The 25,011-nt window shown below is 38.8% G+C and carries 20 protein-coding genes and 1 tRNA gene; 2 read left to right on the top strand and 19 right to left on the bottom strand.

Going from position 1 to position 25,011, the window contains the following annotated elements:
• Nucleotides 1-250, bottom strand: a 250-nt coding sequence (locus NXS10_RS03310) for a hypothetical protein (RefSeq protein ID WP_259137635.1), incomplete at its 3' end; no start/stop codon positions are given.
• A 174-nt stretch (nucleotides 251-424) separates the two neighbouring features.
• Between NXS10_RS03310 and NXS10_RS03315 the strand changes: the two genes are divergently transcribed.
• Both NXS10_RS03315 and NXS10_RS03320 read left to right on the top strand, forming a co-directional pair.
• Nucleotides 425-495, top strand: a tRNA-Thr gene (locus tag NXS10_RS03315).
• Between the two features lie 1,190 nt (nucleotides 496-1,685).
• Nucleotides 1,686-3,803 carry an AAA family ATPase gene (locus NXS10_RS03320; RefSeq protein WP_259137637.1) on the top strand — a complete coding sequence of 706 codons (2,118 nt, stop codon included), beginning with the start codon at nucleotides 1,686-1,688 and terminating at the stop codon, nucleotides 3,801-3,803.
• An 871-nt stretch (nucleotides 3,804-4,674) separates the two neighbouring features.
• On the opposite strand, the gene NXS10_RS03325 is transcribed toward NXS10_RS03320, so the two are convergent.
• The 18 genes from NXS10_RS03325 to ulaA all read right to left on the bottom strand — a co-directional run bounded on the left by NXS10_RS03325 (nucleotide 4,675) and on the right by ulaA (nucleotide 24,865).
• The gene (locus NXS10_RS03325; RefSeq protein WP_259137639.1) at nucleotides 4,675-5,721 is read right to left on the bottom strand and encodes a D-alanine--D-alanine ligase; all 1,047 of its coding nucleotides are present in this window, start codon (nucleotides 5,719-5,721) and stop codon (nucleotides 4,675-4,677) included.
• Between the two features lie 71 nt (nucleotides 5,722-5,792).
• On the bottom strand, nucleotides 5,793-7,769 hold the full coding sequence (gene tkt / locus NXS10_RS03330; RefSeq protein WP_259137641.1) for a transketolase: 1,977 nt from the start codon (nucleotides 7,767-7,769) through the stop codon (nucleotides 5,793-5,795).
• A gap of 184 nt (nucleotides 7,770-7,953) precedes the next feature.
• A complete protein-coding gene (gene ulaG, locus NXS10_RS03335) occupies nucleotides 7,954-9,045 on the bottom strand; it encodes an L-ascorbate 6-phosphate lactonase (protein ID WP_259137644.1) in 1,092 nt (363 codons plus the stop codon).
• Nucleotides 9,046-9,226: 181 nt separating this feature from the next.
• Nucleotides 9,227-9,430, bottom strand: coding sequence for a hypothetical protein (locus tag NXS10_RS03340; protein ID WP_259137646.1), 204 nt, complete (start codon nucleotides 9,428-9,430; stop codon nucleotides 9,227-9,229).
• Between the two features lie 105 nt (nucleotides 9,431-9,535).
• Nucleotides 9,536-11,053 carry an FGGY-family carbohydrate kinase gene (locus tag NXS10_RS03345; RefSeq protein WP_259137648.1) on the bottom strand — a complete coding sequence of 506 codons (1,518 nt, stop codon included), beginning with the start codon at nucleotides 11,051-11,053 and terminating at the stop codon, nucleotides 9,536-9,538.
• 54 nt (nucleotides 11,054-11,107) lie between these two features.
• On the bottom strand, nucleotides 11,108-12,091 hold the full coding sequence (locus NXS10_RS03350; RefSeq protein ID WP_259137651.1) for an amidohydrolase family protein: 984 nt from the start codon (nucleotides 12,089-12,091) through the stop codon (nucleotides 11,108-11,110).
• A 59-nt stretch (nucleotides 12,092-12,150) separates the two neighbouring features.
• Entirely contained in the window at nucleotides 12,151-13,599 is a 1,449-nt protein-coding gene (locus tag NXS10_RS03355) for a PTS galactitol transporter subunit IIC (RefSeq protein WP_259137654.1), read from the bottom strand.
• A gap of 85 nt (nucleotides 13,600-13,684) precedes the next feature.
• Nucleotides 13,685-14,641, bottom strand: a complete 957-nt coding sequence (locus tag NXS10_RS03360) for a 2-hydroxyacid dehydrogenase family protein (RefSeq protein ID WP_259137657.1) — start codon at nucleotides 14,639-14,641, stop codon at nucleotides 13,685-13,687.
• Entirely contained in the window at nucleotides 14,634-15,662 is a 1,029-nt protein-coding gene (locus NXS10_RS03365) for a hypothetical protein (protein WP_259137659.1), read from the bottom strand. Before NXS10_RS03365 ends, NXS10_RS03360 begins: the two co-directional genes overlap by 8 nt.
• A gap of 177 nt (nucleotides 15,663-15,839) precedes the next feature.
• A complete protein-coding gene (locus NXS10_RS03370; protein ID WP_259137662.1) occupies nucleotides 15,840-16,820 on the bottom strand; it encodes a LacI family DNA-binding transcriptional regulator in 981 nt (326 codons plus the stop codon).
• Between the two features lie 801 nt (nucleotides 16,821-17,621).
• The gene (locus NXS10_RS03375; protein WP_259137926.1) at nucleotides 17,622-19,283 is read right to left on the bottom strand and encodes a BglG family transcription antiterminator; all 1,662 of its coding nucleotides are present in this window, start codon (nucleotides 19,281-19,283) and stop codon (nucleotides 17,622-17,624) included.
• Nucleotides 19,284-19,367: 84 nt separating this feature from the next.
• Nucleotides 19,368-20,012, bottom strand: coding sequence for a fructose-6-phosphate aldolase (gene fsa / locus NXS10_RS03380; RefSeq protein ID WP_259137666.1), 645 nt, complete (start codon nucleotides 20,010-20,012; stop codon nucleotides 19,368-19,370).
• Nucleotides 20,013-20,150: 138 nt separating this feature from the next.
• Nucleotides 20,151-20,867, bottom strand: coding sequence for an L-ribulose-5-phosphate 4-epimerase (locus NXS10_RS03385; RefSeq protein WP_259137670.1), 717 nt, complete (start codon nucleotides 20,865-20,867; stop codon nucleotides 20,151-20,153).
• Nucleotides 20,867-21,730, bottom strand: a complete 864-nt coding sequence (locus NXS10_RS03390; RefSeq protein WP_259137672.1) for an L-ribulose-5-phosphate 3-epimerase — start codon at nucleotides 21,728-21,730, stop codon at nucleotides 20,867-20,869. The genes NXS10_RS03385 and NXS10_RS03390 overlap by 1 nt, the downstream gene beginning before the upstream one ends.
• A 3-nt stretch (nucleotides 21,731-21,733) precedes the next feature.
• On the bottom strand, nucleotides 21,734-22,399 hold the full coding sequence (locus NXS10_RS03395; protein ID WP_259137674.1) for a 3-keto-L-gulonate-6-phosphate decarboxylase UlaD: 666 nt from the start codon (nucleotides 22,397-22,399) through the stop codon (nucleotides 21,734-21,736).
• Nucleotides 22,400-22,440: 41 nt separating this feature from the next.
• On the bottom strand, nucleotides 22,441-22,923 hold the full coding sequence (locus NXS10_RS03400) for a PTS sugar transporter subunit IIA (protein WP_259137677.1): 483 nt from the start codon (nucleotides 22,921-22,923) through the stop codon (nucleotides 22,441-22,443).
• 145 nt (nucleotides 22,924-23,068) lie between these two features.
• A complete protein-coding gene (locus NXS10_RS03405) occupies nucleotides 23,069-23,350 on the bottom strand; it encodes a PTS sugar transporter subunit IIB (RefSeq protein ID WP_259137678.1) in 282 nt (93 codons plus the stop codon).
• 63 nt (nucleotides 23,351-23,413) lie between these two features.
• Nucleotides 23,414-24,865, bottom strand: a complete 1,452-nt coding sequence (gene ulaA, locus NXS10_RS03410) for a PTS ascorbate transporter subunit IIC (protein ID WP_259137680.1) — start codon at nucleotides 24,863-24,865, stop codon at nucleotides 23,414-23,416.
• Nucleotides 24,866-25,011: the final 146 nt, after the last annotated feature.

Raw genomic sequence — 25,011 nt, forward strand, 5'->3', positions numbered from 1 at the left:
CATTCGCATCTGTTGTCAATTCGTATGGTTGACCTGCTACTAAAACGTCTACTTTTGTACCTACTACTGGTTTACCATTTTGGTCTACAACGCTAATACGAGTTGGAGATACTGTTGATTCTGTTGAAACAGTAGTTGGAGCTACATCTGTGTCTGCGTGAACATCAGTCGAATATGCTACCGCTGCTCCCAAAATCGCTGTACTGGCCAAGCTTACCAAACCAGCCCGAAAAATTTTCTTCGTCTTCATGTGACATCCTCCTGTTAATATACATACTATTAACAAATATTATTTGTATACCATTATTCTACCCCCCCCCCCAACATTTTTGTCAAGTATTTTAAGCGTTTTTTTAAGTTTTATTGATATTTTTTTCTAAAAAGACTTGCCTAAAAAAACATTTCATGATACTATTAAAAAGTCGCCGCTATAGTTAAATGGTATAATAGAGCAATGGTAATGCTCAGTTCCGAGTTCAATTCTCGGTGGTGGCAGTTTTTGATTCTTTGAAAGCCTTGTTTTAAAGGCTTTTTTCTTTTTTGGCACAAATCACATTTTCGTTAAATAAAATCGCATTGCCAATAGATAAAATAGAGAGGCAATTAAATTAAACTATAGCAATTTTAGATTTCTTGATTGAAAATCAATACATAATACGTCATTCTGGGTCAAGAGCAATAAAAAGACGGATAAAGAAAAAATATTTTTCAAAGATAATTGGTATATAGTCCTCACATATGACTAAAATACCGTAGAATTTTTGTTGAAAAATATAAATTCTTTTAAAATATAAAGATGATAAGTCAATAAATCTACCCTTTGGGTATCACTATGAACTTCCTATAGCGAGAATTTAATAAAACGAAATCATACAGACCCTCAGCTAATAGATAACATTTCTAGTACTTCTTTTATATCTATCCAACTCTAATAAAAAAGCTATGCTACAAATATGACTTTTAACTCACCTATAGAACCTACTTCCCTCACCGCAAGGGGCTTCAAATCTGAAATAGAGTAACCGTTATATTGTAAATAACACAGCACCTATCTTCATACTATACTTGAATAAGATAATGAGCTAACGGAATCACTTTGATAGCTCTCATTCTCATCATTTTCTTCTTTTTAAATTAAAAATGTGATTGCTAGAGTTCATTTAGATAATCTTGGTGATTTTCTAGATAGAGTCTCACCTCTTTTAACTGTTTTCGTACTAATTTTTACCTGCTATACTAACTGCTCCCATCAAAGGCACAAGAATAATAGTTAGCAGTAGTATTGAATATTTTTGTTATTTCACTATACTTTTGAGTGTAGACTCCGTTCTCCCATTTTGCATAAACACTTTGTCCAATACTAAGTCTATTGGATTTTTTTCTTGTGTATAATCCTCTTGTTTTCTTTTCTCTTTCAAGCGTTCAGGATAGAAATCTCTATCTTGTTTTTTGTTTCGTTTTAACCTTGTATCGTACGATAGTATCATTTTTTACTCTATTTTTTTATTTTTAGGGTTGACTTTTTTGTTAAATAAGAGTATAGTATTAGTTAGAAGGCGGTTGAAAAACCTAAATTTTACCACTAAAAACACACCTCTCAAACGAACTGGATAAAACCAACGTGGTAAACCTTCGAAAGTTACACTATCATATGATAGTATCATTTTTTACACGAGGTATATATTATGGCAAATAACACTTATGGACGCGATCCTTTTGGAAGCATGGATGACATTTTTAATCAACTCATGAGCAATATGGGAGGATACAATACAGAACGTCGTCGCTATATGATTAACGGACGTGAAATAACTCCTGAAGAATTTGAAGAATACAAGAAAACAGGCAATATTCCTAGCAACACGAGTCAAGTTTCTGCAGCAAATGCCAAAAAAACAGATGGCATCTTAGCTAAGCTGGGGACTAATCTCACTGAAAAAGCTCGACAAAATGAGCTTGATCCTGTTATCGGACGTAACAAAGAAATCCAAGATAGTGCAGAAATTTTGGCACGTCGTACCAAAAATAATCCTGTGCTTGTCGGAGATGCTGGAGTCGGTAAAACCGCCGTTGTCGAAGGTTTAGCACAAGCTATTGTCAACGGAGAGGTGCCAGCTGCTATCAAAAATAAAGAAATTATTTCTATTGATATTTCTGGACTAGAAGCAGGCACACAATACCGTGGAAGCTTTGAAGAAAACATTCAAAACCTCATCAAAGAGGTCAAAGAAGCTGGTAATATTATTCTCTTCTTTGATGAAATCCATCAAATTTTAGGCGCTGGATCAACTGGTAGTGACAGTAGCTCTAAAGGTTTAGCTGATATTCTAAAACCTGCGCTTTCTCGTGGAGAACTAACTGTGATTGGTGCGACGACACAAGATGAATATCGTAATTCTATCCTGAAAAATGCCGCACTCGCTCGTCGTTTCAACGAAGTTAAGGTGAATGCTCCTTCTGCTCAAGATACCTTTAACATTTTGATGGGAATTCGTGATTTATACGAAAAGCACCACAATGTGGTTCTTCCAGATGATGTACTGAAAGCAGCTATCGATTACTCTGTTCAATACATTCCACAACGTAGCCTACCAGATAAGGCGATTGACTTGATTGATATGACAGCTGCACATCTGGCAGCTCAACATACTGTGACAGATGTAAAAACCATTGAAAATGAGATTCAGCACCAAAAATCCATTCAAGATAAGGCTGTCGCCGACGAAGATTACGAAGTGGCACTCAATGCTAAAACACGTATCAAGGAATTAGAAAAACAAAAAGACAATCACACAGAGGGGCAAAAAGTCACAGCAACTATCAACGATGTAGCAGAATCTGTTGAACGTCTAACAGGTGTTCCTGTTTCTCAAATGGGTGCCAGTGACATTGAACGCCTCAAAAATATGGCAAATCGTCTTAAAGGGCGCATTATCGGACAAGATGAAGCGGTTGAAACTGTTTCTCGTGCTATTCGTCGCAATCGTGCTGGTTTTGACGAAGGCAATCGTCCTATCGGTAGTTTCCTCTTTGTCGGACCAACTGGTGTCGGTAAGACTGAGCTCGCTAAACAACTCGCTCAAGATATGTTTGGCTCTAAAGAAGCTATTATCCGCTTAGATATGTCTGAATTTAGTGACCGTACAGCTATTTCAAAACTTATCGGTACAACAGCCGGTTATGTTGGTTACGATGATAATAGTAACACCCTAACTGAGCGTGTCCGTCGCAATCCTTACGCTATCATCCTACTTGATGAAATCGAAAAAGCTGACCCTCAAGTCATCACACTTCTTTTACAAGTTCTAGATGATGGTCGCCTAACGGATGGTCAAGGTAATACCGTTGACTTTAAAAATACTGTCATCATCGCAACCTCTAATGCAGGATTTGGCAATGAGCGCTTAACAGGTGATGCAGACAAAGACTTAAAGATTATGGAACGTATTGCTCCTTACTTCCGTCCCGAATTTTTGAATCGTTTCAACGCTGTTATTGAATTTTCACACCTTACCAAGAATGACCTCAACGATATTGTGAACCTTATGTTGACAGAGGTCAACCAAACGATTGCTAAAAAGGGGATGGATTTAAAAGTAAGCGAAACTGCTAAGACTTATCTCATCGAAAAAGGATATGACGAAGCCATGGGAGTTCGTCCACTACGTCGCGTTATAGAACAAGAAATCCGTGACCGCATCACCGATTATTATCTCGACCACCTTGACAGCAAACATCTTCTAGCTAATCTTGTTAATGACTCAATCGTCATTAGCGAACAGCAGGAAACAAAGAATGCATAAAATGTAAAACACCTCTTCTACTAAATAAAAGAGGTGTTTTTATACCTACATTTCAGAAATATTGAGACTAATATTGTAAATTGTCTCCACCATTACAGTACTACAATTCTATGGTCAACTTCCAAAGATTTGTCATATCCTCAAATTCCTAAAGTTTTTTTCTCAAAAGCTTCCTGTTATTCTCTGATCAGAGCCATCTGATATTCAAAGAAGAGCTTGTCATGCCCTAAAAAATAAATACTGAAAAAACACATTCAGAATCCGTATCGTAAAAACTGTAAGAGTAAACTTTACCCTTATAACTCAAATCTATCTCTCTAAAAGGGGCAAACAGTCTAGCGCTTACGTGTGAGTAAAGACTTTCAGGATAGATTACACATCACTTCTTTTTTACTTGAGTCGCAAAAATCTCTTCGTTTAGAAAATCATTTATTTTAGGGTAAATATCCGTTGAAATCAATATAGTAAAGAAAACTGAAACACCAACTCGCAGACGACATCTGCGTTTTTTCATTTTTCAAAAAATTAACTCTCTAACATCAATCAGCCAAATGAAACCAATAAAATCAAAGTATATCACTGTACGAATGATTAAATTTGTCTCAATTAAAAGTACAGTATTTTGGAATTTTGTTTAACAACATAGTTCGACTGTAGCTTATTTGTCGAAAAAAAAAACTCAGCTATGAATCGCCTAATAAAATATTATTATCAGGTGCAAAACAACGCTTTTTATAACTATCTAATAACTGTTTTTGAATGTCTTCTAAAGTTTTCATTCTTATCTTTCTTCATAGAAAAAACAGGTCGGAAAAGACCTGCTCTCTCGATTTATTGTGGTGTTTAACTTTTATTAGCTAAACTTTTTTGCTTACAAGAGATGGCTTTCGCGTTTTTCAAACATCTCTTTAGCTAATGTAACCAACTCAGCAATCACATCCGTATAGTTTATTCCCATATTCTCCCAGAGAAGAGGATACATAGACCACTGAGTAAACCCAGGCATCGTGTTGAGCTCATTGAGATAAATCTGACCTTCCTCAGAAAGGAAGAAGTCACAGCGTGATAAACCACAACCACCAATTGCCTTAAAAGCTTTACAGGCATAATAACGCATTTTTTCAGCTATCTCTGTTGGGAGTTCTGCTGGAATCGCCATAGTGACTTTATTATCAACATACTTTGCCTTGTAGTCATAAAAGGCAACATCTTTTACCACCTCACCTGGCATAGTTGCTCTAACATCTGTATTGCCTAAAATACCAAGCTCAATCTCACGCGCCACAATACCCTGCTCAATCAAGATACGGCTGTCGTATTTGAGCGCTAAAGTCACTGCTTCAATCAACTCAGTATCATTTTGTGCTTGAGAAATGCCGACACTTGAACCCATATTAGCTGGTTTAACAAAAACAGGATAGTTCAGTTTGTCATGAACATCTTTTATCACCTCATCCAAACTATCTCCATCTATATACGTTACATAGGCAACCTGTGGTACTCCTACACTTTCTAAGATATGTTTAGTTGTAATCTTGTCCATAGCAACGCTTGATGATAGAATGTTAGTACCAACATAGGGCATTTTTAAAATCTCAAGAAAGCCTTGGATAGAGCCATCTTCTCCCATCGGTCCATGGAGAACTGGAAAGACAATCGCCCCTTTTTCATAGATAGCGCTTGGGCTGATGATTTTCTTTTTATCAATCGTTTGATTAGTCATCAGCTTGACATCCTTAGTCGGTGTTTCTGTAAATTCTTGCGTTTTGACAAATTCACCATCTTTGCTGATAAAGTACGTTTTAACGTTAAATGCATCATAATTAATCGCTCTCATGACACTCTCAGCAGACAAGACCGAAACTTCACGCTCTGCAGAACGCCCTCCATACAAAATAATTAAGGTTTCTTTAGACATAAGGTATCATTCCTAACTCTATTGGTTTTATTAACTATCATACCACAAATGACTTAAAGTTTCAAAATGACCTAGTCTAAACCTTTAACCACTTTCACAACGTTTTCAACGGTGAAGCCGTATTCTTCGATGACTTTATTGGCTGGAGCGGATGCGCCGAAAGTATCAATACCAAGGACTGCTCCGTCAAGACCGACATACTTGTACCAACTTTGAGTCGCTGCCATTTCGATGGCTACACGACGACGAACTGCATTTGGCAAGATTTCTTCCTTATAGGCTGCGTCTTGGGCGTCAAAGAGTTCCGTTGATGGCACGCTGACCACACGAATTTTTTGACCTTGAGTTGCCAATTCCTTGGCTGCTGCCACTGCCAAGTTGACTTCAGAACCTGAAGCAAGGAGAATGGTGTCAAAGCCACCTTCTGTTTCATAGACCACATAAGCACCTTTTGCGACCTTATTGAAATCTGTTCCTTCTTCCACAGTCAAATTTTGACGGGTAAGGACAAGGGCTGATGGAGTAGACTTGCTAGTCAAGGCAAGATACCAAGCAGCTTGAGTTTCACGAGCGTCCGCTGGGCGGAAAACATTGAGATTTGGCATAGCTCGAAGTCCTGCTAAATGCTCAATTGGTTCATGAGTAGGACCATCTTCACCGACTGCAATCGAATCATGAGTAAAGACATAGGTCACTGGAAGTCCTTGAAGAGCTGACAAGCGTATCGCTGCCTTGAGATAATCAGAGAAGACAAAGAAGGTACCACCGTACACTCGAAGACCACCGTGGGCTGCCATACCGTTCAAAACAGTTCCCATAGCAAATTCACGGACACCAAACTGGATATTGCGGTTGAGGCGATGATTATCGTCTTGAAGTCCATCTTCCTTGATATAGGTCATGTTAGAATGAGCAAGGTCTGCTGAACCTCCAAGGAAGGTTGGCAAAACTTTTGCTGCTGCGTTAATTGCATCCTGACTAGAATTACGAGTTGCTTGTGAGAATCCTGTAGCATAATCTGGGAAGTCCGATACTTTTAACTCAACAGTATCACGTCCCTCAAGGATAGCAGTCACTTCTTCTGCCAATTCTGGGTAGGCAACTTTGTAGTCTGCGACCAATTTTTCCCAAGCGGTATAGGCTGCCTGACCACGATCTGCGACCTTTTTCTTAAAATCAGCATAGACTTCTGCTGGTACTTCAAATGGAGCGTAGTTCCAGTCAAGAGCCTTGCGGGTTGCTTCTGCCTCTTTTGCACCTAGTGGAGCACCATGAACAGCATTCGTTCCTTGTTTGTTTGGCGCACCATGTCCTATGATTGTTTTCACTTCGATAAGAGATGGTTTACCAGATGCTTTAGCTGCCTCAATAGCTGCATTGATAGCTTCAACATCCGTTCCGTCTGCAACAAAGTCAGTATGCCATCCGTAAGCTGCGTAGCGAGCACGTACATTTTCTGTGAAAGCATCGTCAGTACTACCGTCCAGACAGATATTATTTGAATCGTAAAGAACAATAAGTTTATCTAGTTTTTGAAGACCAGCATAGGAAGCTGCCTCACCAGAAACTCCTTCCATCAAATCCCCGTCTCCACAAATGACATAAGTGTAATGATCAAAGATTGAGAAACCATCACGATTGTATTTGGCAGCAAGGAAACGCTCTGCTTGAGCAAAACCAGTTGCTGTTGCAATACCTTGACCAAGAGGACCTGTAGTCGTATCCACACCAGCTGTATGTCCATACTCTGGGTGACCAGGTGTTTTAGAGTCCCATTGGCGGAAATTTTTGATTTCCTCAAGAGAAACATCTTTAAATCCAGAGAGATGAAGGATTGCATAGAGTAACATCGAACCATGTCCAGCAGAAAGAATAAAACGGTCACGATTAATCCAGTTAGGCTGCTCTGGATTGATACGCATTTGTTTAGCGAAAAGGCTGTAAGCCATAGGTGCAGCACCCATAACAACACCTGGATGACCAGATTTTGATTTTTCGATTGCATCGACACCCAAAAAACGAATCGCATTAACAGATAAATTAGACATATATTTCTCCTTTTTTACTTCACTTATCATCATACCATATTTTTGACTTCTTTTAAAATATCCGCACATCGTGCGATATGCGGATATCAATCGTTTGGTTTTAAGTACATTACTATCTCACATACTCTGACAACTCAATTCAACTCTCTCCTATAGGAGGAGCTATAAATTAGAGGGAGAGTTCTTATAGAAGAGCTTTGAATTGGATGTTAGAGTCGTGTTCAAAAGCATCGTCAAAACCACGTGGGTGGTGGTATTCAATTCTGTCTTTATCTTGTGGATAGGTGTACTTGCCACCAACCTCCCAAATAAATGGGTGAAAATTGTATTGAAGGCGTTCTTTTCTCATCTTCCAAAGAGCCAAAATTTCATCAGTTGATGCCATAAAGTTTGACCAAATATCGTAGTGAACTGGGATGATGACTTTAGCACGAAGATTTTCAGCCATACGAAGTAAGTCAATAGAAGTCATCTTATCTTGGATACCGATTGGATTATCTCCATAATTATTAATAGCTACATCAATATCAAAATCTTTACCGTGTTTAGCAAAATAGTTTGAGAAGTGAGAGTCCGCACCATGGTATATAGTTCCGCCTGGCGTTTCAAAGACATAATTAACTGCTTTACGAGCCATTTCTTCATCAGTTACAGCAAGACCTTTAAGGTTATCGTCATTTTCTTTAGCGCCTTCAACTGGAAGCGTTACAAGACACGTACGGTCAAAAGATTCTACAGCTGTTACTTTAACATCTTTAAATTCAAAGCTATCACCTGGTTTGATGACGATGATACGATCTTCTGGTACACCCCACTTTTTCCAGATTTCGCCACATTCGTAAGGTCCTACGAATTTCACGTGATCAAGATTTGGATTGTTGACAATTGCTGCCGCTGTGTTGATATCAATATGATCACTATGGAAGTGAGACACAAGATAGTAGTCTAATTCATTGATGGCAAATGGGTCGATAACCATCGGTTGTACACGAAGGTTTGGTTGTAATTTACGAACCCCCGCCATGTTTGCCATTTGGTGTCCCCAGACCATGTCTTTGACTTTTTTAGTGGATTTACCACGATTTGACCAGAGATCCATCACAATATTGGCACCACCTGGTGTCTTAATCCAAACCCCACAGTTACCAAGCCACCACATGGCAAAATTATCTTCTGGCACAACTTCTTCTTCGATTTCTTCATTGAGCCAAGTTCCCCATTCTGGGAAGGTTGATAAAATCCATGATTCTCTTGTAATATCTTTCACGTTAGCCATTTGCTAATTCCTCCTTGTATTTTGTTACTTTTTTCTTACACTATTAGTATAGCTTTTGTAAACGCAAACAAAAAGGCCAAATAAAACACAGGTATGTGTTCAAATTTGGACTATATAAAGAAAAAATACTTGCAAAAGCAGGGACACTTACTCTGACAAAGACAATTAGAGTGTTTTGAATTTAGATTAAGACATCATTCATTTGTCTTGAACAATTTTTTATAGACTGTTCTTTCAGAGGAAGTAAGAGCGCATCATCTTGAATAAAGTCTTCATTGATACTGTAAAAAAGAGATAATCCTAGCTCATCGGCTTTTTGTTTGATAGCAGGAAGTTCTGCATTGATATTCTGGAGAAATTCCCACCAAATTTCAACTCGCTTCAAACCTAAATCCTTAACCTTACCTAGCAAATCAACTTGAGAGATTCCTCGGTCTAAATCCTTCTTAAATACAATCGTGTTTATAATAATATCTTCTTTTTTAGCATATCATTCCTTTCTTAATTCACAAAGATCAGACCAGACAGGAGTTAGAGCTTCAAGGAGTTTTTGGTAAAGGCGATATTTCTTCTGGTACATTTGACTTTCAGCTAATCGAGGTTCAAACCGCTCCTTGACACAAACCATTTTTTCCATACTGTCTGTCAAGTCTAGCTTATCCAGTGCTTGAAGACAGGCTATAGCTCCTCCTAAGCCACCAACTTCAGTAGCCTCTGTAATTTCAACTGGAAGTTCCAAAATATCTGCAAACATCTGCATCCAAGCTGGAGAATTAGTCCCTCCTCCAGACAAACGCAAAACTTTAGGAGACTGCTCTACAGTCTTGAGCAAGTCCTCCACATGCTGCTTGTGAGCATAGACTATCCCCTCATAGACTGCTCGCACCATCTCAGACTTGCTGGACTGAGTAGTCAATCCAAAGAAACAACTCTCGGCTTCCTGACCAACATTACTACCATAAAGGAAAGGTAAGAAGATAATCTTACTGTAGCTTGCAGAAGTTGCAACTAACAACTCCTCCAAGCTATCATAAATAGATCGACCGTTTTCTTTATGATTTCTGATTTCCTCCTGCGTAAGCATTTTTAAAATAGCGTCTAAGTTCCCCGCAGAAGTTGGACTGCTAGCTTCAATTAAAAAATCTCGATTTGGGAAATAGGAATTCATCAAGCCAGTTGAACGAGAGGCAGAAGTCTTACTCGGGTAAACATTAATGCTCCAAGTTCCTGCAATAATACCAAAAGTTTCCGCATTCAAAACTCCAGATCCGATCGCACATGCATCAATATCAAAAAGTCCACCAATGACAGGCGTTCCTGCTACCAACCCCGTTTCTGCAGCTGCTTCTGAACTAACACCACCGACAACTTCCGCATAGTCAACCAGAGGAGCTAAAACATCTGCCATTTCTTCAATTCCGAAAAATTCAGTAATTTGCTCATCATACTGCCCCGTTTCAAAATTGATCCAATGATTACCTGAAGCATCACCTATTTCCTGCTGAACTAAACCTGTCAACTTAAAACGAATATAATCTTTTGCAGATAAAACTGCTCCTATCTGCTCATATATTTCGGAATCATACTCTTTGAGCCATCTGAGTAGGACAGGACTTTGGGGAGCCACTACATGCTGCCTAGTTAAGGACCAAATTTCCTCTAAACGTGCTTCAAATTGACTAGCTAACTCGCTCCCTCTACTGTCCGCTGATAAAATTCCGTTAAAAAATTCCTTATGATTTTTGTCCAAGAGATAGAGACCCTTACCGTGACCAATACAGGCTACCGCTGCAATCTGTTCAGGTTTTAGCTGACTGAGTTTCAAGACGTTCCAAATCGCATAACTGATGGCTTTCCATGTCTCTTGCAAGTCAACTTCTCGAAAACCAGCCCGCTGCTCAATAACCTTAGTCGAAAAAGCGGAACTTGCCAGCTGCTGACCACTTTCATCAAAAATGACCGCCTTGGTATTCGTCCCACCATAATCTATACTTAATAAATATCGCATATTTACCCTTTCTATACAAAAATAGAGAAGAGGGAGGACTCCCTCTCACCCTATTTAGAGAATATCTTTAGTCACTGAATCTTCGGATTCCCTATTAGCTGCAACAGCAGATGGTTTAAAGTAAACGCGTTCAGCGTTATTGTAAAGTACATCTTGCAACTCTTCTGAACTAAAAATATCCACATGCTCTAGCCAAGTTGCCAATTCTTCATAGGTGTTGAAGGTTGCTGACCACGGAGAATCTGTTCCCCAGATAATGCGTTTCGCTCCCAAAATTTCCTTGGCAATTCGAACACTTTGTTCAGATTTTGGAAACGGAAAAACATCTGGGCTATCAATATCCTGGATAGCAGAAATATCAGTGTAAATATTATCATAATCTTTCCACATAGACAATTCCGCCCGTAAACGATCTTGATTTGCCACATGTGGAAAAGATAAATGGCAGACTACAAAATCAAGGCTAGAATAATGACGAGCAAGGTTGGCAATAGCATCTGGCTGATGACTAATTTGGTCATAATTACCATAATCAACAGTGACGACAAAGCCTGGATAATCTAACAAATAAGTCAAAATCAAGCTAACATGTGGATCGGTATCCAAACGAAACGGTGTTTTTTGTCCACGATAACCATGAATTCCGCCTCCTTGACTGATTTCAAACTTAATCGCTCTAAAGCCCAATTCTTCAACATGACGACGAACAATAGTCATGGCATTTTCCACATAAGGATCAACCGAGAATGCTCCTGTAAAACGGTCTGGATATTGCTTAATAGCTTGGTAAGTATAGTAATTTTGGTAACCGTTGAGATGACCTTGAAGAATAACGGCCTTTTCTACTTCATTTGCGTCCATGAAGGCTAGGAGAGATTCTGCCTTGAAATCCACAGAACCATAGCCATCTGGAATCAATTTAATCAAATCACCATCATCCCAAATGGCATAACCATCACTAAGCGCATTTAAACGCCCCTTGCCATTGAATCCTGCAATTGCATTAACAATATGAGCATGTCCATCAATTTTTTTCATGCTTTTGTCCTCCTTATTAACAAAAATGAATCTTACAAATTCTGTGATAAATACTTAATCTAATCTTCTCCAATAAGAATTTTTTCCTTGCTGCCATCAAAACCACTGTTTTTATCAGCCATAGTCTTAAGATAACTATAAATAGACTCACGCTTAGTCCGAAGCAAGAAGAGAGAAACAAGATAAACAGCGATAGAAATACCAATGTAGAGAGGATTTCCAGAAATCCAAGCAAAGAACACGACAGCAGTCAAAGGGTGAGCCAAGAGGTTAAAACTCATGATGAGGGTTACACCTGCTGGCAAAGCTGCTCCAAACTGCTGAACAGCATCGGTATAGATAGGACCTAAGGCACTAGCTGCATAAAGTCCAAGAGAGAACCAAACAATTCCATTTAGGATAGCTTTCAATATATTTCCCTTAGTCACGGCAATCATCGCTTCGATCATGAAAGGAATGGCAATTAAGTCAACAACTGGTAGAGCCTTATTCCCTGGTAAAAGTAGGGAAATAAAAACCATAATAGGTACTAAAATCAAACCTGCAATAATTGTCGCTGGTTCTCCAAAACCAACCCCATCATCCACAGCAATAAACCAACGTTTCTTATCTACCTTTCTTTCTGATTCACTTTCTTTTTTCTTATTGCTTTCCACTGCAGCAGCAAGCGGTGCAAAAGCAGAGGCAAAAACTCCGGTAATCAATGGGAAGATAGTCATAACAGCCGCTAGGGATACAGCGAAACTAAGTATTCCACCCCAAGCCTCAAAATTTCCCAATTCTTTCAAACTACCAAGAACTCCGATAATCATTCCAAGGATAAAACCAAGAACCATCGGCTCTCCAAAAATACCAAGTTTATTTTTCAAAGACTCTGGATTAAGCTTCACCTTATTGATACCCAACATATTCCAAATCGGGTCAAGAATCAAAGCAGGAATTAGCGTTTCAATATTATGAATGGAATTGATAGTAGCATTTTTAACCCCGTAATAGTCCGCCCAACGGTCAGCCAAGACTTCTGACATGACCAATGAATAAAGAAGTACAAAGACCATAAAAGCAAAGGAAAGAGCAAAATTTCCCGTTGTAGCATAGGCCATGGTTCCCCAGACCATGTATCCAAAGTTATTCCAGAGATTAGATGGAACAAAGACACGAGTAATACCTACTAGGAAAAGTCCTAGTTCAATCAAAAGACCAAAAACAAAGAAAGACAGACCAATTTCAGAAGAGAAAGCGGTCAAAGAACCTGCCTGCCAACCAATATCCACAATTGGAAGATTGAGACCTGTAGTCTCAACCATTTGTTGGATATACTTGGTCACCAAGGGAGCAAAAGACGAGATAACCCAGCCAAATCCTGTCAAACCAACTCCTGCGCGCAAGGCACTGAAAAAAGCTTTTTTAGGATTAACTTTTAGGAACAAGCTGACAATGAAAATCATAGCTGGAACAACAGTTGATGCGCCAAATACATCAAAAAACTTATGAAGTGCTTCTAACATACCATTTCCCCTTTTAGTTAAAACGCTTACATTATGGTTGAAGAATGAAGAGATAGAATCCCTATCTCCTAGTTCCTATTCTCTATTAAGGGTTCACAATATTGACTGGTTGACCCGCAAAGAATGCTCGAATATTTTCTGCTGCTTCTTCTGCCAATATCCGACGTCCCTCAATCGTACCAGTTCCAGCATGAGGAGCCATAATAACATTATCCAAGGCTCTTAATCGTTCAGAAACTTGTGGCTCAAACTCAAAAACATCCAAGCCAGCTCCAGCAATTTCTCCACTTTCAAGAGCTTCAATCAAGTCTTCCTCAGACACAATCGGACCGCGAGCTGCATTGATAAGATAGCTACGATTCTTCATTTTCTTAAAGACTTCCTTATTAAACTGATGCTTAGTTGATGGTAAGAATGGAGCGTGAATAGTAACGACATCAGATTGCTCTACTAATTCGTCAAAAGAAACATAAGTTACACCTAATTCTGCCTCTTGCTCTGCTGATAATTGATACACATCATGGTAAAGCAAGTTCATGCCAAAAGCTTTGGCAAATCGAGCTACAGTTGAACCGATACGACCCATACCATAGATTCCCAGAGTCGCTCCTTCCAAAGTTAAACCTTGATAGCGACGTTCGCTCGGATCTAGCCAGTCACCTCTGCGAACTACTTGATCATAAAAAGCCAAACGTTTGGTTGCTGCAAGCAAGAGGGCAAACGTCATCTCAGCTGTTGGTACTCGCACCGCCTGTGGTGAATTAGAAACCACAATTCCCTTGCTCTTAGCATATTCAATATCCACATGGTCAAAACCAACTGCATTGAGAGAGATCATTTGTAAATTTTTCCCTGCATCAATCATTTCTCGGTCACCCTTTTGCCCCATGAGAAGCCAAGCATCGTATTCACCTAAATGCTCCAAGACATACTCACGAGAAAATGGCTCTCCATCTGAGTAAGTCACATCATACTCCTCCATCAAGGTTGTCAACCCTTCCTTAGGAACAATTCCTGTTACTAATACTTTTTTCTTAGACATCTGTATTCTCCTTTTTCATTTCGTACAATCCGACGATATGTTGACCATTATTTGCTGAAAAAATATAGGCTTTCCCTTCTTTTTCAAAAGCCAGACAATTACTAGACGCAACCCCTGCCTCAATGACTTCTTGAACAAACCTTCCATCTTGGTAGTGAAAAGCAACAAAGTCTTTCTTACCTGCTCGCCAACCAAAGAGAAAGACCTCTTTTCCTAAAAGAGAACCTGCCCAAAGAGCATGCCCAAATGGTGTAGCTTCGGGGTAAGTAAAACGTTCCTCCTTGAAATCCTCTGATAAAATTCTAAATCGATCTCCGTGAAAGTCCTGAATGATGGCATTTTCCAAACGTCCATCTCCGTCCACATCTAGTTGAACAATGTCGCTGGTTTCCTCTCCAAAAATCTTGGTTAAATGCCACTGTCCATCTTCTCCAGGATAGTCCAAACGAAAAATCCCTTCAACTCCTGTAATCAAGGAATAGGCTTGATCATGAACTTCATAATAGCCATGATTCTTCTTCAATCGAAGAGACAATTCTTCCAGATTTAAAATATTGTTTTTCTTCGTATCAAATTGACCAACGAAAATCTTACCATCATCAGACCAATCCTCAGAAAACGCCTTAGAATTGGCAATAGTACAGCCTATAAAGAGAATCTTTCCACCATGTTCCACCAAGTCAAAGCGATGCAAATAGGGGAAAGAAGTCACTTCTGAAATCTCCCATTGACCAGCTCCTTGGAAAGTTCCACGGACAATACGGCAACTAGCAGCGTCAAATCCAGGATAGAACCTCTGGGTCGCTAGAAAATCCATACTTTCAGGAATCTGAATGATAGACATCGTACCACCAACTTCACCCCAAACCTGAGTCTTTTCAAAGTTTCGATTGACATCATAAGCCAAGCAAGCTTCCTCCACCTCAGACGCTACTAAAAGATAATCGTGAGAACCATGATAGATACGAGAGACTGCATAACAGGATGGTAAAACATCTGATAAAACCTTTGTAAATTTCACTTTTTCTCCCTTCTAGTCAATCGTTCAATATCTGGTTAAACGATTAACCTAAATTTAAAAAGAAATAAGTAATTCCTGTAAGAAACGACTTTTATAAAAGCAGTTAAACGTTTCACTTGTTTTTATAAATCTATTCTACACTATTTTCTCTTGGATTGCAAGCGATTACATATTTTTTTAAAACGAATCCCTCAGAACGACCAAACTAGGAACGACCAAGAGTTGTGGAGGATTGATTGGTATCTCATCTTTTAACTTTTGAATCAAGTGCCTGGCTGCCAATTCTCCAATCTGATAGGATTCTTGACGAATGCAGGAAACCTTAGGACTTAACACCTCCATCCACTCTAAATCCTCATAAGACCCCAGACCAAAATCTCTAGGATAGCTATAAGGTGAGTTATTGACAATCTTCATAAATGCTAGTAGGGTTGGACCATTCATAGTAAAAAAGGCTAGCTTTTCTGTTTTCTGAGCAATCAAATCTAAAATCCTATCTTCAATGCCCTCCTCTCCCAAAATCAGAAGCTTTTCAGGATTATCTGAAACAACTTCCTTAAAACCTTGATAGCGTTTTTCTCGAGTTGAAATACCTGCTAAAGGAAAAGAGACAAAGTAAATATCTTCGTAGCCAGCAACTTTCATCTTCTCTAAAAAAGCCTTGGTTGAGGCGATATTGTTGGATACTACAGTATCCAAAACCAAATTCTTAGCTTCTCGGTCAACCATGACAACTCTAGTATTGTCCAATTCCTGCAAAAAAGGACGATTAGCGTCTGTCGGATCAATAATCATGCCAGACACATGTTGTTGCTCCAAACGATGAATATTTTCCTCCTCAATCAAAGGATCATTATCCGAATTAGTAAAATTGACTGTGTAACCATAGATTGTACAGGTATCATGAACCGCTTTCATAACCGTACTAATAAAAGGGTTCGTAATATCCGCAATAACTACACCAATAGTCTTGGTATCACGAGTCACCAAGCTCTGAGCCACCTTATTAGGTTGATACCCCGTTTCCTCTATCACTTGACGAATCCGTTCGCTAGTTTTCAGCGACATCTTATGAGTATTTCCATTGAGATAGTAAGAAATAGTCGCCTTAGACACCCCAACCTGCCTTGCAATATCGTTAATCGTTACTTTTTCCATTTTCTCGCTTACCTCTTTAAAATCGTTTTAATTATATCATGTTCAAGTACAAATTTCTAGCCTATCTAAGCTACATCAAAATATGAATGTTCACTCTCAAAATGTAGGCACACTTTCTAAATAGTGCAATATCTTTATATGACTCTTTAAGACTATGATATTATGATTTTTTAGGATTGAATTTTAACAACAAAAAAGATTGATGGAAATTGTGAACCTATAATATCCATAGGAGGTAGTTCCACTGTAGAATCATTAGGCTTTTTGAGCATAACGAAAAAGTGCCATATCATTTATAATGAAAAACAGCCAAACCATCATAAAAAACATATGGAACATGTCAAAAATACCTCACTTTTATTCCGATTGAAAGATCTAACTACAATCATCTTGTTCTTCCTCAAACACAAGATTCCTATTGAGATTAGAGCAAAGCTAGATTACACGACCAGCCTACACTCGTTGTCAAAGATAGCACTTCCTATCCAGAACTTTTGACAAACTCTAACGTCTCAAGAGTTTGTTCAGAAGAGCTTATTTTCACTTAAGTTGCACTATTACTACGATTATCAGCTACTGATTCAGGATAACTCAGAATTTTCTAAAGTATGAAATCTATATCACCAACAACCTTACCAAAGACATCGAACAGATAGCTTTTGGCTTTTGAAACTTCAAAAACTTTAGAGCCAAAAGCTCATCGCTTTGAACATGCAAAAAGAGAGAACGAATCTCGTCCTCTCCTCGCACATAGTTTTTCATCAACCCACTACAGTTGACAATAAGATAAATACCAAGCTTTTACTTTAAGTGTCGTAATAACTCATCGCGAAAAACTTTTTCTAATTGATTACGCAAGACATACCGTTCAGACTCATCCTTGATATGATTTCCCAATAATTGATCCAAATCCTGCGATAAATCATCGTGTGTCCTCTTGCCATTGGAATAGACAAAAGACACTAGACGAATGATGTCATCATTGGTCAATACAGAATTAACTACCAACATAGGAAGTTTCGTCTCAATCCCATCGCTTGTTGCAATAACAGCATCAGCTGAGACAATATCTCTGACACTATTAAACTGTTCAGAGGTAAAAACCGCTTCGATGTTTGCCTGAGGAATGTAGCGCTGGCATTGCTTGAGCAAAAACTTACGAGAGCCTATGCCTTCATCACATACTAAGATAAGTCTAGGTTGATAGTGATCCTGCACTCCAATATGATAAAGAGCCCCTCCGAGATGAATGGTCAAATAAGCGATATCATCGTCATTCAAACGAATAAACCAAGCGTCCTCCAAAATATGAGCACATGACTTTGTCATGGCAAAAAGATTGCCATATTTGGATTTTACTTGTTCTGTCATCGGATTTAATGAGAAGATACCATAAGTCTTTCGGTAAAGTAGAGCTTTGCAATGAGTGAGCAATTGATTATTCAATTCATCCTTGTGCTCAAAAGAAACGTGATAAGTCCTTTCGCAATCATCTAAAAAGTCCTTAATCACATTGCGCATCGCATCAAAATCAGAACTACCATTGTGACTATCCTTATCTTTTCTAAAAGAAAGGAGTAACATAGCAATGATGCTGATTTCAACATCATCATAGGCAACATGAAACCTTTCTTCAAAGTCTTTTGCAATACGCTCAGCAATATGATACTCAATACGCTCTTTTGCCAGTAAAAATTCTTTTTCTAAGCGTTTTCTTTCATTGGAGCTGATAACCATATTGCGATAGCTCATCAATAGATACGGTAAAATATTAAACATAAACGCACTATCTTGCGTATTCAACTTTTTACCAAGTTCTTTTTTAGACTCATCTAATAATTGACGTAAATAATCAAGTTTAGGTTGAGAAAACAGCTTATCATAGCCTGTAGATACCACTATCTTATCATGCATGATTTTTTGAAAGCTACCAGACTCTGTGGTATAGATGTTGTAGAGAGTCCGATGAACAAACTGCATTTTAGCCAAAGGGTGAGCTTCTAAGTAATAACCTCTCGTCTTTGTCACATGAATTTTCACATTATACTGATCTAAAGATAAGCGTTCACGCAAGCTATTAAGATCATTGAGCACAGTGTTTCGTGAGACTTCTGTCAGCTGCATAAGCTTCTCAAGGGTCACACGGCTATCAGCCACTGCAATGTAAATCAATAGCAAACATATCCGCTCGTGACTACTCATAACATAGCTATAAGCATCTAGCTCCTTTAGTAGCTTTTGGCAAGCCTTTTTTTGATTCTCACTCAGAACAATACCCACACGTGGAAAACTCACTATCTTTTCCACATCATCTGATAAAGATTCATTAATCTTATCTAAATGATAATAGATTTTTCGTCGTGACTGTCCTAAATGTTTTGAAATCGCCATAACCGTCTCTGGTTCATCAAGAGAAATCAAGTAAGACAGTAGTGCCGAACTCTTCTTATCAAGCACAATCACCATGTGTTCTCCTTTTATGAAATTACTTACATTATATCATGTTTTTCATAAAAATGCTTGCGTATAATTGACTCCTTAAAAAGCTTATTTTTTAAAAGCAGCCCAGTCTTTCATAAAGGTTGCAATACCTTGGTCTGTTAATGGATGTGAGAAAAGTTTGGCAAAAACTGTATCTGGGATAGTTGCAATGTGTGCACCTCGCTTAGCTACACCTTCCACATGAGGAAGCCCACGAATACTTGCTGCAATAATCTCAGCGTTATAACCGTAAAAATCAATAATATGGCGCAAATCTTCTATAAGAGCATAGGCATCTGTCCCTATATCCTCTAATCGTCCGATAAATGGACTGATATAAGTCGCACCAGCTTTAATAGCTGAGAGACCTTGAGAGACAGTAAAGATAAGGGTTACATTCGTTTTGATATTTTCTTTTGAAAGGACATTTACTGCAGCTAGTCCTTCTTCTGTCATTGGAATTTTAATAATAACATTATCAGCCCATTTTGAGATGTTACGGGCTTCTTCAATCATCTCTTCACGTGTAAGACCTGTTACTTCTGCACTAACAGGTCCATTCACAATAGTACATATTTCTTTGATGACAGTCTCAAAATCACGTCCTTCACGTGAAATGATAGTCGGATTAGTCGTTACTCCATCCACAATTCCTAATGCATTTAAGCGTCTGATTTCATCAACATTGGCAGTATCTAAAAAGTATTTCATCTATAGTAATCCCTTTCATTTTTTTGATAAGAAAAGCGAGATAGGAAATTTATCTCGCCAATAGTGGAGATAGTTATGCAAAAATAGTGATAACTGCTTACTATACAGCCACAACTATCTGACAATAAGGAAGAAGTACTAGTGGTTATCTCCTTTTTGACCGTAATAAGCATTTGGACCATGTTTTCGAAGGTAGTGCTTATCCATAATGTATTTTGGTGCAGGTTCAACCCGTGGGTTGATTTGCTCGGTTAAACGGTTCATCTTTGCAACTTCTTCAAAAACAACTGCATGGTAAACTGCTTGTGCTGGATCTTTACCCCAAGTAAATGGACCGTGATTGCGAACAACGATACCAGGAACAGCAACTGGGTCTAAGTCACGATTTGCAAATTCTTCAATGATGACTGTACCAGTTTCTTTTTCGTAAGCAGAGTTCACTTCATCTGCTGTCAATGAACGTGCACATGGGATTGGTCCATAAAAGTAGTCTGCGTGTGTTGTCCCGTAAAATGGAATATCACGACCTGCCTGTGCCCAACCAACTGCTTCTGTTGAGTGCGTGTGCACGATTCCACCAATTTCCGGCCATGCTTTATAAAGCTCAACGTGTGTAGGAAGGTCAGATGATGGATTGAGGTCTCCTTCAACGATGTTTCCATCAAGATCGGTCACTACCATGTTTTCTGGTGTGAGTTTGTCATAATCAACACCTGATGGCTTGATAACGATAAGCCCTGCTTCACGATCAACTTCTGACACATTACCCCAAGTAAATTTAACTAAGCCATGTTTTGGTAGGGATACGTTGGCTTCGTACACACGTTGACGCATTTCTTTTAGTGATTTTGGCATTATTTTAACCCCGCTTTCTCAATCAATGGGTAGAGGAAGTCCTGTGCTTCTTTAATAGCTGCACGTGTTTCTTCTACAGTTTCACAATTTTCAGACCACATTTCAATCAAGAAAGGTCCTTGATAATTGGTTTGTTTCAAGACAGCAAACATGTTGTCCCAATCCACACAACCTTGTCCAAATGGCACATCACGGAATTGCCCCTTAGAAGTTTCTGTTACAGCATAGGTATCTTTCAAATGAAGGGCTGCAATAGAGCGATGTCCTAGATAAAATTCGCTATAAATATCATTATGCCATGCAGAAACATTTCCAGTATCTGGATAGACAAATAGATATGGTGAATCAATCTCTTTTTCTACTGCCAAGTATTTCTCAATCGAATTGATAAATGGGTCGTCCATAATCTCAATCGCTAACATCACCTGTGCTTGCTCTGCCCAATCACATGCTTGACGCAAGTTCTTGATGAAGCGAGCACGGGTTTCTGGTGATTTTTCTTCGTAATAGACATCATAACCTGCAAGTTGAATGACACGAACACCTAAATCTTGAGCCAACTCGATACATTGTTTCATGGTTTCAAGGGATTTAGCTTCAAGAGCTGGGTCATTAGAACCTAGAGGGTATCTGCGGTGTCCTGAGAAACAAATGGTTGGAATACGAACGCCTGTCTCATAAATCGCCTTAACGACTTCTAGACGCTCTTTTTTGGTCCATTCTAAACGAGCCAAACGTGCGTCGCTTTCATCTACTGACATTTCTACAAAGTCAAAACCTAACTCTTTAGCAAATTGTAAACGCTCCAGCCAAGTAAAATGCTTGGGCGTTGCTTTTTCGTAAATTCCAATTGGTCTAGCCATGGTTTACCCCCAAATACGACGAATTTCATCCTTAAATTCACGAGCTGCTGCTGCTGGATCCGGTGCCTCAGTGATACCACGACCAGCGATAAAGGTAAAGACATCTACACCTTCAAAGAGTTTCAAAGTGGCCACATCAAGACCACCTGTTACAGAAACACGGAAGCCCATTTCAACCAATTTTTTCACTTTGTTAAGGTCTTTTTCACCCCAAGTTTCTCCAGCAAGAAGGGCATCACGAGATTGGTGATAAATCGCTTGAGAGATGCCAGCGTCAAGCCATGCTTGCGCATGTTCATAAGTCCAATCTCCGTAAAGTTCTACTTGGATTTCTCCCTTATCACCACGAACTTCTTGGATAGCTTTCAAAGCTGCTTTCATGGTTGGAATAGTTGCTGAACAGATACAAGTCATCCAGTCTGCACCACGAACAGCATTATTTTTAGCAACAGTTCCTCCAGCGTCCGCACATTTTGTATCAGCTACGATGATTTTATCAGGGAAAAGGTTACGTAATACTTCTACCAATTCACTACCAACTTGGAGAAGACAGACAGTACCTGCTTCGATAACGTCTACCTCATGACCAACAGACACTGCTGCTTTAATGGCACCTTGCAAATCAGAATGGTCGAGAGCTACTTGTAAATTCGGTAATTGTTTTGTCATTTCTAATCGCTCCTTTTTAATGATATAAGTCTTTCTAACCTTTAGTCAAAGTCAAATCCTTCAAGATATGGACTGTCTTTAGATTCCTCAACAAGAGCAAGTACATCTTCAGGACTCTTGCAAGCAAGTAGGCGATCAATAGCATTGTCTAACTCAAATAAAGCAATAATTTGAGGAATAGCTACTGATGCGTGAATAGCTGAACTCGTTGCAGCAAGCGTCAATAAGACTGACACTTCCTTGCCATCTGTAAAGGTAACAGGCTCTGTCAACGTAATCAATGAGAAAGCATCACGTTTTACACCAGCTTCGGGACGAGCATGTGGCATTGCCATACCTGGTGTCAAGATATAGTAAGGACCATGTTCTTTTGTAGAAGCAATGATAGCATCATAATATTCTGGAAGAACAGCTCCACTCTCAATCAAAGGGTCAACAGATAATTTAACCGCCTCTTGCCAATCAGTGGCTGTTAATCCAAGGCGAATAGAATCGTTTTCAATAAATGCCGTCTTTAAATCCATGATAAATCCTCTTTACTTTCTATCTTTCTAATAAATAAGGGAGTAAGTGCCACATCACTTATAAGATGACAACTCACCCCCTAAAAAACTATTGATACATCATTCTAATTAAAAATTCTTATAATACAGATTGTATCGTCCTATCTTATGAAAGAGCAGCTTCTAGTTTCGTTTTGATTTCATTATCATCCATGAGATTATCAAGTCCGATAAGTTTACCATTTGTACGTCCATCCAATTCATGGATAAGATGGTTAGATGCGACAACGATGTCATAACCTGAAGCCAATCCTTTTGCCTCACCAACTGAGCAAGATGCTGATTCAATACTTGTAACACCAAGTTGACGAAGAGCGTTCTCAACTTTCATTTTAATAACCATTGATGAACCCATACCGTTTCCACATGCTGTAAGTACTTTAACCATAATATTTTTCCTCCGAAATTTTATTTATTTTATTTTTTATAAAGAGTTCGACACTACTAAGCATTACTCACCTTGAGCTTCGCCTCGATAGTAAGCTTCTTTGTCTTTTGCTTTGGCAAATTGAAGTTGCGGAATAATAAGTAAGAACAAGCAAACCACCACGTAACCAATAACACCAAGGTACTTGAAGAGATAAGCAAATGGTAGCCAAGGAATATCTAAATCAATATTTCCATGATAACCACCAACGAGACCCAAAAGGCTAACAGCTAAAGCTCCCAGTGCAACTTGAATAATACCTGAAATGAAAGAAAGTATAAATGCTGCTTTCCAACCACCACGTTTGTCAGCATATACTGCAATTGCTGCATTATCAAAGAATACAGGAACAAAACCAGTGATGATAAGAACAGGATTTTTAAAGACAATCAAGAGCACAATTGTTATCAATTGACCAACAAGACCAGTTGCAAAACCAAAGAGAACGGCACTTGGTGAGCCAAAACCAAATGATGCTGCAACATCGACTGCTGGAAATGAACCAGGAAGTAATTTATTTGAAATACCTTGGAAAGCATTGGTCAATTCACCAACGAACATACGCACACCTTGCATCAAGATAAAGAGATAAACTGAGAACGTAAATGCTGTCTGTAAAACATACATGAAGAACGCTTGTTTTTCAGGATTATAAAGTGTCCCTGATGTGATAACTTTAGCATTCGCCATGATGTCTGGACCTAGTACGTATAGAATAGCCCCAAAGAATACAAGCATCAAGGTTGCTGAAGCAACAACTGTATCGTGGAAGATATTCAAGAAAGTCGGTAATTTGAGATTATCTAGATTTTCCTCTTTTTTGCCTAGCTTTGGTGCAACTTTATCGACAAACCAGATAGCAAATTGTTGTTGATGACCGATAGCAAAACCGCCACCACCCGTTAAACGTTGCGTAGGTTCAACAGTCATATTTGAACTGACCGCCCAGTATAAACCACAGACAATACCGACAGCTAGAGTTGCTACTAATTCATTAACTTGGAAAGTTGGAATAAGAAGTACCATAACAGTGATTGTCGCAGCCTGTTGCACCATGATATGACCTGTGATAAATAGAGTCCGAATCTTTGTCAGCTTACGAAGTGCAACCAATAAGATATTGATGAAGAAACCTACCAACAAAGCTGATGTAGCCACACCAACAAATTTTGGAAATGTTTCTGCAATTTTTTCATTAGCAGATGTTAAACCAAAGTAAGGGTCGATGACAGCTGCACCGATGTTAAATTTGTAGTTCAAAGCTGTTAAGATTGGACGGAAAGTACCAACCAACCCCCCAGCAGCTACATCTAAAATCATGTAACCAACTGTTGCTTTTATAAACCCAGCAAAAACATCATACCAAGGCTTTTTCAGTAACGCATATCCTATCAAAACCAAGATACCAACGAAGAAGGCGGGTTTTTGCAGAATGTTTTGCGAAAACCAATTGAGAATATCCATAAGGAAACCCATAACATTTCTCCTTTTTAATTTTTTAGTTGTCGAACGTTCTTACAATAGTAGTATACAAAAGAATACGCTTACAAAAAAGAGCAAAAAACACACAGTTATGTGTGCAAAACTAGACTCACTAACCTCCCCTTGCTGTTTTGCTTGCT

Source organism: Streptococcus sciuri (assembly GCF_024814375.1).
Taxonomy (GTDB): domain Bacteria; phylum Bacillota; class Bacilli; order Lactobacillales; family Streptococcaceae; genus Streptococcus; species Streptococcus sciuri.